Raw genomic sequence first — 15344 nt, forward strand, 5'->3', positions numbered from 1 at the left:
CCGTCATGAACCGCATCGCCGAAGACATCGTCAACGCCCACGGCGGACTCGACGCATGGCGAAAATTCCGCTTCGTCAGCGCCCGGCTCGACCAGGGCGGCGCGCTCTGGGGGCTCAAGGGAAAGAGCGGAATGCTCGACCATACGCGCGTCACCGTCGGCACGCAGACCCAGTGGGCCTCGCACTCGCCCTTCGGCGACGCCGCGGCGCGAAGCGATTTCACGACCGGACGCGTCGCCCTGCTGGACGCCGACGACCGCGTTATCTCCGAACTCGATGCGCCGCGCGCGTCCTTCGCGGGGCATACGCTGGAAACACCCTGGAGCGACCTGCAACTCGCCTTTTTCGCGGGGTGCGCGATGTGGACGTACCTCAATACGCCGTTCGTTCTCGCCTGGGAGGGCGTCGAGTCCGAGGACGCAGGCCCGTGGGAAGAAAACGGCGAGACATGGCGCAAGGTGAGCGTTCGTTATCCCGATTCGCTGGAAGTGTTCAGCAAGGCGCAGGCGATCTATGTCGGTGCGGACAACCTAGTTCGCCGCCTCGATTACGACGTCGAGATCGCCGGCGATACCCCCGGCGCGCATTACGTATCCGACTACGTCACCGTGTCGGGCATCCGGTTCCCGACGAAGCGTCGGATCTATCCGCGCCAGGCGAACGGGCAGCGGATGGCGGAGCCGCTGGTGGTCTCCATCGATCTGTCGAACATCCGGATGGACTGACGAACGGCGTGTACCGATCGCGAAAAGGTGTCCTGTCGTCCACGACGTGGACCCGGAACAGGCCGCGGCGAGAAGCGCGCCCGGGGTCAGGAATTTCATGCCTCGTCGCGTCTTTCGACAATACCCCGGCGCCATCGAGGTCGATGATGACGTTCGGGCCGTTCCGCGCCTCAGGGAGACACTCATGACCGTTGCATCCGTAGTCAGACGTTCATCGATCGCCGCGGCGATCGCTTTCGCGATCGTGGCGTCGTCCGTGCATGCGGCCGATAAGCCCGTCAGCCCGGTCATCAAGATCAACGAGGCCGCCGCGACGGCGCCGATCGAGAAGACCCCGTTGCGCGGTCCGCTGACGATGCTCTCCGGATCCGGTGGCAACATCACCGTGTTGACCGGCAAGGACGGCAAGCTGCTGGTCGATGCGGGTATCGGGGTGTCGCGTCCGCGGGTCGAGGCCGCGCTAAAGTCCATCAGCGCCGCGCCGCTGAAGTACGTGATCAACACGCACTACCACTGGGACCACACCGATGGTAATCCGTGGGTGCACGAAGACGGCGCGACGATCGTCGCGACCGCGGGCACGGTGAAGCGCGTTTCCACGACCACGCGCGTCGACGACTGGGATTACACGTTCAAGCCGATGGCGAAGGGCGGTATCCCGACCGACGTCCTGAAGGCGAACAAGACCTATCATTTCGACGGTCAGACGGTCGAAGTGCGGTTGCTGGATCCGTCGCACACCGACACCGACCTCTATGTGGTCTTCAAGGAGGCGAACGTCGCGTCCCTGGGCGACCTTTTCTGGAACGGCGTCTATCCGTTCATCGATAACGAGAACGGTGGCGGAATCGACGGCATGATCAAGGCCGACGATGCGATCCTCGCGCAGCTGGACGACAACGTCGTCATCGCTCCGGGCCACGGCCCGGTCGGCAACAAGAAGGATCTGCAGGCGTTCCGCGACATGCTGGCCGGTGTCCGGGACAACGTCGCGGCGCTGAAGAAGCAGGGCAAGTCGCGCGACGAAGTGGTCGCCGCCAAACCGACCGCGAAGTACGATGCCGTGTACGGTCACTTCGTGATCGACCCCGACTTCTTCACCCGCATCGTCTACGACGGCCTGAAGTAAGCGGATCCAGGTGGGAGCCAGCCTGGCTCCCACCTGGATCAGACCCTTACTGCGCGATATCCGCGCGTACGTGATACACGCGGCCACCCCAGCCGTCGTTGGGGAACGCGTCGGAGACCCTCAGGTACACCGGCTTCGATCCATCCGCCGCCGAACCCAGGTACGGCGTGAGGTCGATCGTCCGGTCACCCTTGTTCGATCCGTCGGTGATCGGGCGATCTTCCTTCAGCACCGTCGTCCAGTGCGCGTTGTCCTGGCTGGCCTCGACGACGTATTCGGCGTCGATCGTCAGCGTGACGTGCGCGGCCGTGGTATCGGCGGGGAAGGGGAACCGATACGTGAAGTGGGCATTGCCGTCGGCGAAGCGGTTCTGCACGCCGTTGCTCTGCGAACGATCGGGATCGAACAACCACGGGTTTTCGTCGACGGTGCCGGTGTCGAAGTCGATGGTGTGAGCGACGAGCACGTCCGCCTGCGTGGTGAAGCGCAACAGGCCGGCGTTGAGGTTCGCCGTGACGACGTGATGGCCATCGGCGGCGAGGCTGGGGACGGTGACCTGCAGGGGGACGGTGCCCCGGACGGGCACCGCGTTACCGCGAGGCTTCAGCGTGAGGAGGGACGTGCGTGGCGTGATCGTCCAGCCCGCGGGCGCATCGGCGGACGCGAGCGTCAGGAGCGGGAAGAAGCCGGTGGCCGATGCCTCGAGCGTGATGGGGATGCGGGTATTGCCCGACGCGGAAGGCATCACGACCGGTTGCGCAGGGGACATCGTGGCCGCCAGCGAGGTGAGTGGCGGCAGTGACGGTACGTCGCCGATCAGGGCACTGAGCGCGCTGGCCTGCGTGCGCCAGTCGAACACGTTCGGATGGTCGTCGTACGTGGCGCCCGACCATCGCGTACCGAGCCGGTTCGCCGCGTCGCGATCGTTCGCCCAGATGCCTTCGGCCTGCTGGCTGAGGAAATCGGCGTAGCCGCGATCGCGCGTGGTATCGACGAGGTCGGTCCAGTAGCGCATGAAGATGCCCTTGAACTGCTTGCCGTTGTCGTCGCAACTCTGGTCCGACGCGTCGCAACGCTCGGTCAGCGTGCCATCGGTGACGAGACCCTTCGGGCCGATGGCGGCGTCCGCAAGGCGGCGCACGCTGGTCAGGATCTGCGGATCGCGCGTGGCGCGGAAGAGTTCCAGTCCCGCGCCGATCGCCAGGCCCTGGTTGTAGCTCCACACGTTCTGTCCGTTGTTCGTGCAGGCCTGCGTGATGCCGTCGTTGACGAGGCCGTCGGCGTTCACCATGCCGCTGTTCTGGAACCACGTCCAGGCGGTGCGCGACCGCTGCAGCCACACCGTGTCACCGTGAATGCGGTTGTGCAGTTCCGCGGTCAGGCGGATCCACAGGCCATTGGTGACCGCGTTCTTGTAGGTGCGCTCGCCGTCCCACCACACGCCGCCGCCGCAGGTGCCGGTGTCCCAATAGCCGTTGACGTAGTTGGCGATGGTCACCGCCATGTCGAGGTATTTCGGGTTGCCGGTCAGGTCGTACGCCTGGATCCACGTCAGTCCCCACCATTCCGAGTCGTCGATCGCGCGACTCGTGAAGTTGCCGAGCAGCGGGTCGCCGGACAGCACGCCCGCGGGAAACACGCCCTTGTCCTTCTCGAAGGTGTTGTCGAGCTGGCTCAGGTATCGGCGATCGCCGCTGCGCTGCATGTAGTCGCCGATGGTCTGCAGCGCGACCGCGGAATTCCACCAGCTGGAAGGAAACCACGCCTTCACCGGATCGTACGAACTCATGAGCACGTCCGCCGCGACGCGCGCCCGTGCGACCGCAGTGGGGCCGTCGGTCAACGGGTTGGCGCGCTGGCTTTGTTCCGCCGCCATGGAGGGAAGGGCGGCGAGCGCCGTAAGGCTGGCCACGGCCAGCAGTGTCTGCATGCGTACGCGTACTTTGCTCATCGGTTTCACGATCACGAGCTCTCCTCCTGATACCCACGAAGAGATGAAGACGAGTGATCCCCATCGCGTTACGACCGGACCGTGGGCGGTGATCCGGTTCGAAGACTTTTCGTGCGTTGCAGCATTTCAATCGATTGAAATCGAGGAAATACGGCGGCCCCTTTTTTCGAGTGTTGCAGAAGGCGCGGCGCGTGAAGTGAGAACTGGTTCAACGTTGCGGCGTGAAAACGCAACGCGGGAGCCACCGTGGCGGCTCCCGCGTGAGTGAATCAGCGGCCGGATGGCCGACCGCTCCGTGATCAGGCGGCGAAGCCGCCGTCGATCATGAGGCTTGCGCCAGTGATGTTCGCGGCTTCCGGGCCGGCTAGGTAGGCGACGAAACTCGCGACTTCGTCCGCATGGCCATACCGACCGACGGCGAGGAACGGGATCAGGCCTTCGGCCATCGGGCCCTTCGCCGGGTTCATGTCGGTGTCGATCGGGCCGGGCTGCACCACGTTCACCGTGATGCCCTTCGGACCGAGGTCGCGTGCGAGGCCCTGCGTGAGGCCCACCAGCGCGGACTTGCTCATCGCATACACGGCACCGCCGGCGAACGGCATGCGTTCGGCGTTCGTGCTGCCGATGTGGATGATGCGGCCACCCTGGCCCATCACGCGGGCCGCGGCGCGGCTGGCGATGACGGCGGCACGGACGTTCACGGCGAGCGTGCGGTCGAGATCTTCGGTGGTGAAGTCTTCGATCGGCGCGATGGCGAGCACGCCCGCGTTGTTCACGAGGATGTCGAAGCTACCGAAGGCCTCCTTCGTTTTCGCGACCGCGGCTTCGATGGCGGCGTCGTTCGCACTGTCGGCCTGCACGGCGATCGCGCGGCCGCCGGCTTTCGAGATGTCGTCGACGACGGCGTTGGCCGCGTCGGCGCCCTGTACATAGGTGATGACGACGGAGGCGCCGCCGGCCGCGAGGCGGCGGGCGATGGCGGCGCCGATGCCGCGCGAGCCGCCGAGGACGAGGGCGCTCTTGCCCTGGATGGAGTTGAGGTCGTTCATGGTGTTTCTCCGGTCGGTGGATGGGTTGACGAGGACACGTTAGGCTTCCCGCGACCCAACCGGTAGTACCGACTCGCTATTTTCATTCGATCTGATCGGTTTAGAATCGCCGTCATGGATACGCTCAACGGGATCGCCTGTTTCGTCCGCAGCGCCGAGTCGGGCAGCTTCGCCGCCGCCGCACGATTGCTCGGGCTGACGCCCGCCGGCGTGGGCAAGAACGTAGCGCGTCTCGAAGTAGAGCTGGGTGTTCGCCTGTTCCAGCGCACGACCCGACGCCTGTCGCTGACCGAAGCCGGCGAGGCATTCCTGCACGAAGTAAAGGGGAGCCTCGATCAGTTGCGTGGCGCCATGGCGAACGCGCGCGGACTGACCGCGGGCGCGACGGGCGTGTTGCGCGTCGCGTTACCGCACGCCTTCGGTCGCGATTACATCGTGCCGATGCTGCAGGGGTTTCTGGCCGCTTATCCGTCCGTCACCGTCGACTGGCGATTCGACAACCGGCCCGTCGATCTCGTGGCGGAAGGATTCGACGTGGCGATCGGCGGCGGTTTCGACATGCGCCCCGGTGTGGTGGCGAGAGTGCTCGCACCCGCGCATCGCGTGCTCGTGGCATCACCGGACTTCATCGCCAATGGCGCCGCCTTGCGCACGCCCGCCGACCTCGCCGGACGCGAGGGCATCCTCATCCGCTCGCCGCAGACCGGCCGCATCAGGGATTGGGTGCTGCAGAACCGGTACGGGGCCGAAGCGCCCATCGACCTCGAGCGCCGCATCGTCTTCGACGATCCGGACGCCGCCTGCCACGCGGCAGCGCTCGGCATGGGTGTCGCGCTGCTGGCCGTGCAGTCGACGCGGTTGTGGCTGCAACGCGGCACTTTGAAACGCGTGCTGCCGGAGTGGTGGGTCGACGGCGGCAGTCTGTCCATCTACTACGCGGCACAGAAGCTGTTGCCGCCGAAGACGCGCCTCTTCATCGACCACGTGGTCGAAGCGTTTCGCGAGCAGGATCTGCGATCGCGTTTTTCTGCGTGGCATCCGGACGTCGTGTAACGAAACGTCAGGCAGGCATCGACGAAGCCTGTTTCTCGAAGGTCGCGAGGTCGAAGTAGTCACGCCAGATCGTGATCAGCCCATCGACGACGGTCAGCGTGCCCATCACCGGAAGGACGATTTCCGGGCCAGATACGTGGCGGAAGATATCGAGGCGTTCGTTGAGGACGACGTCGCCTGCGGCTGCGATGTTCACGACCCGCCATTCCACCGTGAATGACCGGCCTACGCCGAAACCGCGGTGGAACGCCTCCACACCTTCCCGGCCCGTGATATCCGGCAGCGGCACGTTGTCGTACAGGACGTCCTCCGAAAGCATGGCCAGCGCCTCGTCGATGCGGCCCTGGTTCCAGTGATCGAAGAATATCGTTGCCACCTCGAGGGGGGACCGATCGGCGATACGGGCCATGATGATCCTATCGTTGGATGTTCGAGGCATGGTTCCCGAGGCGTCCGGGCCGGGGCTAGAAGATTCGTGCTTTCACGGAAGACGGTCGGTGGCCTCGTCGAAGCGGCGGCGGTTTGGCAGGCGTTGCGATCTGCGATTGCGATGGCCGGAGGTTCGTCTCCGGTACGGAGATTGTTTCAGGTAATGAAACAATCTTGACTGAGAGTCACAGGCATTATTCCGCCCGGCGCCATACCGGACGATGCCGTGGGCTCCATGTCTTCCGGGTGCCGGCCATTCCGGGCTGGCCTCATCCTGAGGATCCACGACATGAGCAAGCTGAAAGACAAGGTCGCTATCGTAACGGGCGCTTCGAAGGGCATCGGCGCAGGCATCGCCCGCCAGCTCGCGGCGGATGGTGCGAAGGTGGTGGTCAATTACGCGTCGAGCAAGGCCGGCGCCGACAAGGTGGTGGCGGACATCGAGGCCGCAGGCGGCCAGGCGATCGCGGTGGGCGCGGACGTCAGCAAGAAGAGCGAGGTCGACGCGCTGATCAAGGCCGCCATCGATACCTATGGCCGTCTGGATATCGTGGTGAACAATTCGGGTGTCTATCAGTTCGCGAAGATCGAAGACACCACGGAAGAGCTCTATCGCAAGATGTTCGACATCAACGTGCTCGGCCCGATGCTCGTCACCGGCGCCGCCTCGCCGCACCTGGGCAAGGGCGCCAGCGTCATCAATATCGGTTCGGGTGTGACGCGTCTGACGCCGCCGGAAACCGCGATCTACAGCGGCACGAAGGGTGCGCTCGATGCCATCACCGGCGTGCTCTCGCGCGAGCTTGGCCCGCGCGGTATCCGCGTCAACTCCGTGAATCCGGGCATGGTGGAGACCGAAGGTGCGCACGCGGCCGGCGTCGTCGGATCCGACATGCAGGCCTGGGCCGAAGCCGGTACACCGCTTGGCCGCATCGGTCAGGTCGACGACATCGCGACGATCGTCTCGTTCCTCGCTTCGGACGAGGCGGGTTGGGTAAGCGGTGAGCTGATTCTCGGTACGGGTGGCATGCGCTAAGGTTGCCCGCCCCCGGTGGGAGCCAGCCCGCTGGCGATGGGTGCTTGACGCGAGCACCCATCGCCAGCAGGCTGGCTCCCACCATTGAAACTACCACGACAGGTCGGCGATCACCGGGTAGTGATCGGACGGGAAGACTTTGCCCTCGTGGTCGTCGGCCACTTCGACCTTGTCGGCGGTGAAGCCTCGCACGAAGACGTAGTCGATGCGCTTGTGCGGCTTGCCCGTGAAGGCGTGCACCGTGAGTTCCGGACCCTTATGCGCGGGCGCCGCGTCCCAGGCATCCTTCATGCCCGAGGTCATGACCTGATGGGCAATGGTTTCCGGGCCGCTGTTGAAGTCGCCCGTGACGATCACCTTCGCGCCCGCCGGCAGCCGGCCGATGCGTTCCATGAGCAGGCGCGCGCAGCGTTCGCGAACCCGCTCGGCATCGGCCATGTGCGGGAAGTGGGTGTCGAAGAACCAGAAGGTGTGGCCGGTCCTTATATCTTCGAACTTCGCCCATGTCGCCATGCGCGGCAAGGACTGACCGAAGTTCGGGCTGCCCGGCACGTCCGGTGTATCGGAGTACCAGAAGTCGCCGTGTTCCAGCACCTTGAGGCGCGCGGTGTCGTAGAACACGCCCATGTGCTCGTTGCCGTTCTCGTCGATCTCGTTCCCGTTACGGCCCTTGCCGAACCACGCATAGCCCGTCAGTTTCGACTGCAGGTAGCTCGCCTGCGACAACAGAAGTTCCTGCGTACCGACGATGTCCGGATGGCGCTGCAGGATGGTTTTCACCATCAGGTCGCGGCGATTCTCCCACACGTTGATGCCGTCGCCGGGCGCGGCGTAGCGGACGTTGAAGCTCATCACCCGCAGGTGATCCTGTGGTTGCTGCGTCGTCCCCGCGATCGCGGGGACGACGGACACGGCGGATGCGACGAGGAGCGGGAGCGCCACGCGGCGCAGTAAAGAATGTCGGGTCATCGCCGCAGGTTAGGGAGGCTTTGTTACAGATGTCTGTGCGACCATGCATTCTGTGACGGAGTACGCACGTGAGTCCGTCACGGCCCCTCAGATCAGCTGATGGGTGGGGCGGAACACGATGTCGTTGATATCGACATGAGCCGGTTGGGCGATGGCGAACGCCACGACCTCGGCGAATGCCTCGGCAGGCAATGCATCGCCGTAAGCCTGTTTCACGGCGTCGGCGATGTCCGGTTCCCTGATGCCGTCCGCGAGCGCGGTCGCCACGGCCCCGGGCGAGAGGGTCGTGGTGCGGATGCCGTATGGCTTCACTTCCTGGCGAAGGCCTTCGGAGATCGCCCACACAGCCGCCTTGGTGGCCGAGTACACCACGGCCGCCGGCACGATGCGCGTCGCGGCGATGGATGCCACGTTGATGATCTGTCCCTCGCGCTGTGCCTTCATGTGCGGGAGCGCCGCCGCGATCCCGTGCAGCACGCCCTTGACGTTGACGTCGATCATGCGGCTCCAGTCCTCCACCCGGCCACGTTCGAGCGGTGAAAGGGGTGCGATTCCCGCGTTGTTGAGCATCACGTCGATGCGCCCGTGCCGGTCGATGGCCCGGTCGACGAGGTCCCTGACCTGCGCGTCATCCGTGACGTCCACCTCGCAGGCGATGGCCTGGCCACCCGCGGCGACCAGCTCGTTCGCCAGCCCGGTGAGACGGTCGATGCGGCGCGCCCCGAGCACGACGGCGGCACCGAGGCTCGCCAGATGGCGCGCCGCGGCTTCGCCGAGACCGCTGCTCGCGCCGGTGATGACGACGACTTTTCCGTTCACGCTCATGGTGCTTCTCTCACTGCAATGGAATTCCTCGCCATTGGAGCGGAGGGCGCGTCCTCGTCGTTAGCCCGATGGCGCCACGTCCATGCATAATCCTGCCAATGTACGATCCGGAACGAACGGCATGGCCGTGGCACTGAGCGAACTGCGAGCCCTTGTCGCGAAGCATTCGCAGGGACGCTCGATGGCGCATCCTGCCTTTCCCGATCTGGTGCTGGGCGTCGAAGCCATGCCGACCGATCCGTGCCGTGTGGTGATCGAACCCGTGTTCGCGCTCGTGGCGCAGGGTGCGAAGCGCCTTCAGGCCGGTGCGCAGTGCGTGGACTACGGCAGGGGACAGTACATCGTGGTGCCCGTTGGCATCCCGGCCGATTCGCAGGTGACGGAAGCGTCGCCTCGCGCGCCCTATCTCGGTGTCGGGCTGATCCTGCGGCCGGAACCGATCGCGTCGCTGATACACGAGGCGGGTGAAGCGCCGTCACGTGAGGACGTCCCGACCATTGGGGTCGACACATTGTCGCCCGACCTGGTGGATGCGGTCGTTCGTCTTCTTCGCATCCTCGACCGTCCCACGGATCTTCGCGTGCTGGGCGCTGCGTTACGGCGAGAAATCCTGTGGCGCCTGATGACCGGTCCGCAAGGTGTGCGCGTTCGCCAGCTCGGTTTTTCGGATAGTCGTCTCGCACGCATCGCGAAGGCAACCGGCTGGTTGCGCGAGCACTTCGCGGAGACGATCTCGGTCGACGATCTCGCTTCGGCCGCCGGTATGAGTCCGACAACGTTTCACCGGCATTTTCGCGCGGCCACGGCCTTGACACCGATCCAGTACCAGAAGCAGTTGCGCCTGCAAGCCGCGCGACTGCGCCTGATCTCGGGGGACGACGATATCGCCACCGTCGGTTTCGCGGTGGGCTATGACAGCCCGTCCCAGTTCAGCCGTGAATACCGGAGGCTGTTCGGCAAGGCGCCGCTCGTCGATCGCAACGAAGCGCGCGCTGGTGTCGTATAGCCAATGGGCGGTATGTCTCATCAAGCGTTCCGGCACGCAAGGGTCTACACCTGACGAACCCACCGGAGCACACACCATGAAAGCCGCCTGGATTGCCAACGCCGCGAAAGGCGACCTTTCCATCGTCGTCGGAGACACGGCCGATCCCGAGGCCGACGACGATGGCATGCTCGTGGCCGTCGACGCCGTGGGACTGACGTTCGGCGAACCGCACTGGGTGACCAACGGCACGATGCCGCTACCGGACGGGCGCGCGCGGCCGTTGCCGGTGATCGTGGGTCATGAATTCGCAGGGCACGTGATCGACGTGGGCGCGAACGGCGATGACTTCTCCATCGGCGATCGTGTCTTTGGGCTGATCGACTTCTGGCGCAACGGCGCGGCGGCGGAACTGGCGCACGTGTTGCCGGGCGAAGTCGCGCGCATTCCCGATGCCGTCAGCGCCGTCGATGCCGCGACGCTGCCGATCGGCGCGCTCACGGCGTGGCAGGGGCTCTTCGATCATGGGCATCTCGCGGCGGGCGAAACCGTGCTCGTACATGGCGGTGCGGGCGCGGTGGGGACGTTCGCGATTCAGCTCGCGAAAGACACCGGTGCGCGCGTGATCGCCACCGTGCGGGGCGCGCATGCCGCCGAGCTTTGTCGCGCGCTGGGTGCCGATGTCGTGATCGACACCACGGCGAAGCGCTTCGAGGATATCGCCGGCGCCGTCGACCTCGTGTTCGACACGGTGGGGCGCGATCTGCTCGAGCGCAGCTGGAGCGTCGTGCGGAAAGGCGGTCGTCTCGTGACGATCTCCGGGGAGGCCGACGACGCGCCGTCCCCCGAACGAGCCGCCGCGCTGGGTATCGCGGCGGCATGGTTCATCGTGCGGCCCGATGCGGCGCAGCTGGCGGAGCTCGCCGGTCGCGTGCGCGACGGGCGCATCGCGGTGCAGGTCGATGCGGTGTTCGCGCTGGACGACGCGGCGAGGGTGTTCCGCGATGCCGAGGGGCGTCCCCACTTCGGCAAGACGGTGCTGACGACCGATCGCTGAAAGCGGATCGGCGCGTCAGGGTCGCAAAATCGTTCGTCAGCGCATCTGCAGCAACGTCGCCAACGTGCCGGCCAGCACGCCGAAAGCCACGACCGCGACGGCGATGGTCGCCAGCAGTTTCACCGGCAGCGAGCGGCCGAGCATCGCGAGGGAAGGCAGGCTTACCGGAGGCAGCGTCATCAGCAGCGCGGCCGCGGGTGCCACGCCGATACCGAGGGCGAGCATGGCCTGCACGATGGGCACCTCGCCGGCGGTCGGGATGACGAAGAGCATGCCGGCCAGCGCGAAGGCGAGCACCCAGAACCACTCGTCGCCGATGCCCGGACCGATGGCGGGGAACATCCAGGCGCGCGCCGCGCCGAGCAGCAGCACGATGACGAGGTATTCGGGGATCAGGCGCAGGGTCATGCCGGTGAAGATCTGCAGCCAGCGCTTGCCGATGTCGGCGAACGAGCGCGATTCGGCCTCCGGCGCGGGCGGCTGCGCGACGACGGCATCGCCGTGGCCCGCGACGCGATTGGCGAGCCAGCCGAGGCCAAGCACCAGGGGAATGCTGAGCACGATGCGGAAGAGACTCCAGTGCCAGCCGAGCACGAAGCCGGTGAACACCAGCGTCGCGGGATTGAGCATCGTGTTCGACAGCCAGAACGCCACGGACGGGCCGGGTGCCGCGCTGTGTTTGCGAAGGCCGACGACGACGGGTGCCGCGCAACACGTGCACATCATGCCGGGGATGCCCATCAGGCCGCCCATCAGGGTGCTGCCGAACGTGCGGCGGCCGAGCGCGCGATGCACCGCGCTGGCGGGCAGCAGTGCCTGCAGGCCCGACCCGAGCAGCAGGCCGAGGATCATGGCCTTCCAGATGGCCTTGCCGTAGGCGAGCGCGTAGCCGAGCGCGGCGTCCCACGATGCCGGCGGGGCGGCCGTGGCATCGCCCATGAGGATGGAGCCGCCGATGGAATGCTTCGCCGCGGCGTCGAACGCGCGGCCATAGTACGGATACCACTTCACGTAGAAGAGTCCGGCGACCACCAGCAGCAGGAACACTCCCCAGCGCATGGCGCGCGACGTGCGTATGTCGGTACTCATCGAAATCCCCTGGAAAACGTCCGTGCGCTATGCTGCCGCACAACTCGTTCGCCGCGCTATCGCGGTTTTGGCGGAACCTGTCATGACTTTTACGCGTTTGACCGAACTCGCGCACGGCGGTGGCTGCGGCTGCAAATTGTCGCCTGCGGTGCTGCGTGAATTGCTTGCCGATCGCTCGGCGTCGATGCCGTTCTCCCAGCTGCTGGTGGGTACCGAATCGAGCGACGATGCCGCGGTGTGGCAGGTGGACGACCGCACCTGCGTGATCGCGACCACCGACTTCTTCATGCCCGTGGTCGACGACCCTTACGACTTCGGGCGCATCGCCGCGACCAACGCCCTGTCCGACGTCTACGCGATGGGCGGAAAACCGATCATGGCACTCGCGATCCTCGGCATGCCGCTGGGCAAGCTCGATACCGGCACCGTGCAGAAGATCCTCAAGGGAGGCGAAGCCGTGTGCGCGGAGGCCGGCATTCCCGTGGCCGGCGGGCATTCGATCGACTCGGCCGAGCCGATCTACGGCCTGGCGGCGATCGGCCTCTGCGCGCCGTCGGAGGTGCGCCGCAACACGGGTGCGCGGGCGGGCGATGCGCTGATCCTCACGAAGGGCATCGGCATCGGTGTCTACTCGGCGGCGTTCAGGAAGGAGGCGTTGCCTGCGGACGCCTATGAGGAAATGATCGCCTCCACCACGTTGCTCAATCGCATCGGATACGAACTGGCGAAGGACGACGACGTGCATGGCATGACCGACGTCACCGGCTTCGGCTTGCTCGGCCACGCACTGGAGATGGCGCGTGGCAGCCGTGTACGCATCGCCATCGAGCAGGCCCGCGTGCCGCTCCTCGCACACACGGAAGCCCTCGCGCAGCGCGGGTTCGTCACGGGCGCGTCGCGGCGCAACTGGGAGAGCTACGGCGAAGGCGTCACGTTGCCCGGCGACCTTCCGCCATGGCGGCGCGACGTGCTGACCGATCCGCAGACGTCCGGCGGCCTGCTGATCGCGTGCGCGCCGGCGCGCGCCGACGAGATCCTGCGGCGGATCTTGGACGCGGGTTACCCGCGCGCGGGCATCGTCGGATCGGTGGCGGCGGGCGACGCAGGCGTCGACGTGGTCTGAGGATCGAGGGCCCGCGCCTTCACCAGATCGATGAAGGCGCGGAGTCCCGCCGTCATGTGCCGGTGCACGGGGTAATAGACGCCGAGGCCATCGAATCGCGGCGACCAGTCCTCGAGCACGGCCACGAGCCGGCCGAACGCGAGATGCGGGGCGACCGACCATTCGTTGGTCCAGATCAGCCCCATGCCGTCGAGCGCGGCCGCGATCATCAGGTGGTGGTTGTCGAAACCGAGCGGTCCGTCGATGTCGACGCTGCGTTCCTCGCCACGTCGCGCGAACTCCCATCGATACCAGGCGCCGCTCGGCAGACGGCTGCGGATGCACGTATGCGCGAGGAGGTCGTCGGGTGACTTCGGCATCGTCCGTCCCGCGAAATAGGCCGGCGAGCCGACCACGAGGAAGCGGATGGGGGCGCTGCACGGCACGGCGACCATGTCCTGCGGGATCGCGTCCATCGTCCGGATGCCGGCGTCGAAGCCCTCGGCCACGATGTCGACGAAGCGGCCTTCGGTCACGACGTCCAGGCGCATGTCCGGATAGCGACGCACGTATTCGAGCAGGATCGGCGCGAGGATCATCGACGCCGCGCCTTCTGACGTATTGATCCGCAGGGTGCCCGTCGGGCTGTCGCGGAAGTCGTTGGCTTCGTCCATCGCCGCGGCGATCTCGCCCAGCGCGGGGCGGATCCGGGCAACGAAGGCCTCGCCGGCCTCGGACAGGGACACGCTCCGCGTAGTCCGGTGGAACAGACGGACGCCCATGCGCTGTTCGAGCGCGGCGACGGCGTGGCTGAGCGCCGACGCCGACATGCCCACCGCGACCGCCGCGCGACGGAAGCTGCGGTGGTTCGCGACCGCCAGCACGGCCTGCAGCTCGGCTAACCCGGCCTTGTGCATTGTTCGAATTCCTTCATCGGTACGTCCCGGACAAGCCTGATTGTTCGGACGACCACGCGCAACCAGTTTGGTGTTCTCAACCAAAGGAGCGCGTTACATGACTCAGACCGTCCTCATCACCGGCGCATCCACGGGCTTCGGCCGCGCCACGGCCCAGCTGTTCGCCGAGCGTGGCTGGAACGTGGTCGCCACCATGCGCGATCCGGCCGCGGGCGCCGATCTCTCCGACCGCCCCGACATCTGCGTCACCCGGCTCGACGTGCAGGACCGCGACAGCATCGACGCCGCGGTCGCCACAGGGATCGCGCGCTTCGGTGCCATCGACGCCGTGGTGAACAACGCGGGCTTCGGTCTGTTCGGCATCTTCGAAGGTGCCACTCGCGAGAAGATCCAGGAGCAGTTCGACGTCAACGTCTTTGGCGTGATGGACGTGACCCGGGCGATCCTTCCGCATTTCCGGTCGAGGGGTCGCGGCACCATCGTCAACGTGAGTTCGGGTGCCGGTGTCTTCGGGCTGCCGATGATCTCCCTGTACAACGCGAGCAAGTTCGCGCTCGAAGGCTTCTCGGAGTCGCTGTCCTACGAGCTGCGGTCGCAGGGCATCGCGGTGAAGATCGTGGAGCCGGGTGGCGTGCTGGACACGCGGTTCAGCGCGCGCTCGACGGACGAATTCGGTCAGGCGCCGGTGCCGCAGGGGTACGAGGAGTTCGTGGCGTCCGCGGCCCGGGTGTTCGAAGGGCTGCGCGAGAACCGGCTCGCGACGTCGGCCGATGTCGCGGACGTGATCTACGAGGCGACGACCGACGGCAGCGATCGCCTGCGCTACGTCGCCACCGAGGACATCCAGCCGCTGGTGCGGGCACGTAGGGAAACGTCGGAAGCCGCGTACATGGCGTTCATGCGCGGAAAGTTCGGCGGGTGACGGTGGCGGAAGAGCATGGGAGTCGAACCCACCCGAAACAGTCTGGCTGCCTCACCCGGATTTGAAGTCCGGACGCCCCACCGGGGACGTTGCTCTTCCATCGACG

The 15344-nt window shown here is 66.2% G+C and carries 15 protein-coding genes and 1 tRNA gene; 8 read left to right on the top strand and 8 right to left on the bottom strand.

Annotated features, from left to right (window positions below; translation table 11 throughout):
* The first annotated feature begins 5 nt into the window (after nucleotides 1-5).
* Both BMX32_RS14105 and BMX32_RS14110 read left to right on the top strand, forming a co-directional pair.
* On the top strand, nucleotides 6-725 hold the full coding sequence (locus tag BMX32_RS14105; protein ID WP_089979689.1) for a hypothetical protein: 720 nt from the start codon (nucleotides 6-8) through the stop codon (nucleotides 723-725).
* Between the two features lie 184 nt (nucleotides 726-909).
* Nucleotides 910-1854, top strand: a complete 945-nt coding sequence (locus BMX32_RS14110) for an MBL fold metallo-hydrolase (RefSeq protein WP_089979691.1) — start codon at nucleotides 910-912, stop codon at nucleotides 1852-1854.
* A gap of 46 nt (nucleotides 1855-1900) precedes the next feature.
* Here the strand turns inward: BMX32_RS14110 and BMX32_RS14115 are convergent, their stop codons facing one another.
* Both BMX32_RS14115 and BMX32_RS14120 read right to left on the bottom strand, forming a co-directional pair.
* Entirely contained in the window at nucleotides 1901-3805 is a 1905-nt protein-coding gene (locus tag BMX32_RS14115; protein ID WP_244511532.1) for a glycoside hydrolase family 76 protein, read from the bottom strand.
* 299 nt (nucleotides 3806-4104) lie between these two features.
* The gene (locus BMX32_RS14120) at nucleotides 4105-4854 is read right to left on the bottom strand and encodes a 3-oxoacyl-ACP reductase family protein (RefSeq protein ID WP_089979692.1); all 750 of its coding nucleotides are present in this window, start codon (nucleotides 4852-4854) and stop codon (nucleotides 4105-4107) included.
* A 114-nt stretch (nucleotides 4855-4968) separates the two neighbouring features.
* On the opposite strand from BMX32_RS14120, the gene BMX32_RS14125 reads away from it, so the two are divergent.
* Nucleotides 4969-5907, top strand: a complete 939-nt coding sequence (locus tag BMX32_RS14125) for a LysR family transcriptional regulator (RefSeq protein ID WP_089979694.1) — start codon at nucleotides 4969-4971, stop codon at nucleotides 5905-5907.
* A 7-nt stretch (nucleotides 5908-5914) separates the two neighbouring features.
* On the opposite strand, the gene BMX32_RS14130 is transcribed toward BMX32_RS14125, so the two are convergent.
* Nucleotides 5915-6316 carry a limonene-1,2-epoxide hydrolase family protein gene (locus tag BMX32_RS14130; protein ID WP_089979695.1) on the bottom strand — a complete coding sequence of 134 codons (402 nt, stop codon included), beginning with the start codon at nucleotides 6314-6316 and terminating at the stop codon, nucleotides 5915-5917.
* A 309-nt stretch (nucleotides 6317-6625) separates the two neighbouring features.
* Between BMX32_RS14130 and BMX32_RS14135 the strand changes: the two genes are divergently transcribed.
* Complete coding sequence (locus tag BMX32_RS14135) at nucleotides 6626-7372, top strand: glucose 1-dehydrogenase (RefSeq protein WP_089979697.1); 747 nt, start codon at nucleotides 6626-6628, stop codon at nucleotides 7370-7372.
* A 90-nt stretch (nucleotides 7373-7462) separates the two neighbouring features.
* Here the strand turns inward: BMX32_RS14135 and BMX32_RS14140 are convergent, their stop codons facing one another.
* Together BMX32_RS14140 and BMX32_RS14145 are read right to left on the bottom strand one after the other, a co-directional pair.
* Nucleotides 7463-8341, bottom strand: a complete 879-nt coding sequence (locus BMX32_RS14140; protein WP_089979699.1) for an endonuclease/exonuclease/phosphatase family protein — start codon at nucleotides 8339-8341, stop codon at nucleotides 7463-7465.
* A gap of 87 nt (nucleotides 8342-8428) precedes the next feature.
* Entirely contained in the window at nucleotides 8429-9166 is a 738-nt protein-coding gene (locus BMX32_RS14145; protein WP_089979701.1) for an SDR family oxidoreductase, read from the bottom strand.
* A 181-nt stretch (nucleotides 9167-9347) separates the two neighbouring features.
* Here BMX32_RS14145 and BMX32_RS14150 point away from each other — a divergent pair, with 181 nt between their 5' ends.
* Entirely contained in the window at nucleotides 9348-10172 is an 825-nt protein-coding gene (locus tag BMX32_RS14150) for an AraC family transcriptional regulator (protein ID WP_280140857.1), read from the top strand.
* 76 nt (nucleotides 10173-10248) lie between these two features.
* The gene (locus BMX32_RS14155) at nucleotides 10249-11208 is read left to right on the top strand and encodes an NADP-dependent oxidoreductase (RefSeq protein WP_170843666.1); all 960 of its coding nucleotides are present in this window, start codon (nucleotides 10249-10251) and stop codon (nucleotides 11206-11208) included.
* A gap of 36 nt (nucleotides 11209-11244) precedes the next feature.
* Here the strand turns inward: BMX32_RS14155 and BMX32_RS14160 are convergent, their stop codons facing one another.
* Complete coding sequence (locus BMX32_RS14160; protein ID WP_089979705.1) at nucleotides 11245-12297, bottom strand: permease; 1053 nt, start codon at nucleotides 12295-12297, stop codon at nucleotides 11245-11247.
* An 82-nt stretch (nucleotides 12298-12379) separates the two neighbouring features.
* On the opposite strand from BMX32_RS14160, the gene selD reads away from it, so the two are divergent.
* Nucleotides 12380-13420 (top strand): selenide, water dikinase SelD, encoded by a 1041-nt coding sequence (selD, locus tag BMX32_RS14165; protein WP_089979707.1) that lies wholly within the window; start codon nucleotides 12380-12382, stop codon nucleotides 13418-13420.
* Here the strand turns inward: selD and BMX32_RS14170 are convergent.
* Nucleotides 13357-14316 carry a LysR family transcriptional regulator gene (locus BMX32_RS14170; protein ID WP_089979709.1) on the bottom strand — a complete coding sequence of 320 codons (960 nt, stop codon included), beginning with the start codon at nucleotides 14314-14316 and terminating at the stop codon, nucleotides 13357-13359. The genes selD and BMX32_RS14170 overlap by 64 nt on opposite strands.
* A gap of 97 nt (nucleotides 14317-14413) precedes the next feature.
* Between BMX32_RS14170 and BMX32_RS14175 the strand changes: the two genes are divergently transcribed.
* A complete protein-coding gene (locus tag BMX32_RS14175; protein ID WP_089979710.1) occupies nucleotides 14414-15238 on the top strand; it encodes an SDR family oxidoreductase in 825 nt (274 codons plus the stop codon).
* Between the two features lie 3 nt (nucleotides 15239-15241).
* On the opposite strand, the gene BMX32_RS18690 is transcribed toward BMX32_RS14175, so the two are convergent.
* Nucleotides 15242-15337, bottom strand: a tRNA-Sec gene (locus BMX32_RS18690).
* Nucleotides 15338-15344: the final 7 nt, after the last annotated feature.

This window comes from Luteibacter sp. UNCMF331Sha3.1 (assembly GCF_900109915.1).
Taxonomy (GTDB): Bacteria; Pseudomonadota; Gammaproteobacteria; order Xanthomonadales; family Rhodanobacteraceae; genus Luteibacter.

Excerpts from the sequence above, each read along its gene's own strand:
- BMX32_RS14105 (WP_089979689.1), top strand. The coding sequence starts at position 6 with ATGAACCGCATCGCCGAAGACATCGTCAACGCCCACGGCGGACTCGAC.
- BMX32_RS14110 (WP_089979691.1), top strand. The coding sequence starts at position 910 with ATGACCGTTGCATCCGTAGTCAGACGTTCATCGATCGCCGCGGCGATC.
- BMX32_RS14115 (WP_244511532.1), bottom strand. The coding sequence starts at position 3,805 with ATGAGCAAAGTACGCGTACGCATGCAGACACTGCTGGCCGTGGCCAGC.
- BMX32_RS14120 (WP_089979692.1), bottom strand. The coding sequence starts at position 4,854 with ATGAACGACCTCAACTCCATCCAGGGCAAGAGCGCCCTCGTCCTCGGC.
- BMX32_RS14125 (WP_089979694.1), top strand. The coding sequence starts at position 4,969 with ATGGATACGCTCAACGGGATCGCCTGTTTCGTCCGCAGCGCCGAGTCG.
- BMX32_RS14130 (WP_089979695.1), bottom strand. The coding sequence starts at position 6,316 with ATGGCCCGTATCGCCGATCGGTCCCCCCTCGAGGTGGCAACGATATTC.
- BMX32_RS14135 (WP_089979697.1), top strand. The coding sequence starts at position 6,626 with ATGAGCAAGCTGAAAGACAAGGTCGCTATCGTAACGGGCGCTTCGAAG.
- BMX32_RS14140 (WP_089979699.1), bottom strand. The coding sequence starts at position 8,341 with ATGACCCGACATTCTTTACTGCGCCGCGTGGCGCTCCCGCTCCTCGTC.
- BMX32_RS14145 (WP_089979701.1), bottom strand. The coding sequence starts at position 9,166 with ATGAGCGTGAACGGAAAAGTCGTCGTCATCACCGGCGCGAGCAGCGGT.
- BMX32_RS14150 (WP_280140857.1), top strand. The coding sequence starts at position 9,348 with ATGGCGCATCCTGCCTTTCCCGATCTGGTGCTGGGCGTCGAAGCCATG.
- BMX32_RS14155 (WP_170843666.1), top strand. The coding sequence starts at position 10,249 with ATGAAAGCCGCCTGGATTGCCAACGCCGCGAAAGGCGACCTTTCCATC.
- BMX32_RS14160 (WP_089979705.1), bottom strand. The coding sequence starts at position 12,297 with ATGAGTACCGACATACGCACGTCGCGCGCCATGCGCTGGGGAGTGTTC.
- selD (WP_089979707.1), top strand. The coding sequence starts at position 12,380 with ATGACTTTTACGCGTTTGACCGAACTCGCGCACGGCGGTGGCTGCGGC.
- BMX32_RS14170 (WP_089979709.1), bottom strand. The coding sequence starts at position 14,316 with ATGCACAAGGCCGGGTTAGCCGAGCTGCAGGCCGTGCTGGCGGTCGCG.
- BMX32_RS14175 (WP_089979710.1), top strand. The coding sequence starts at position 14,414 with ATGACTCAGACCGTCCTCATCACCGGCGCATCCACGGGCTTCGGCCGC.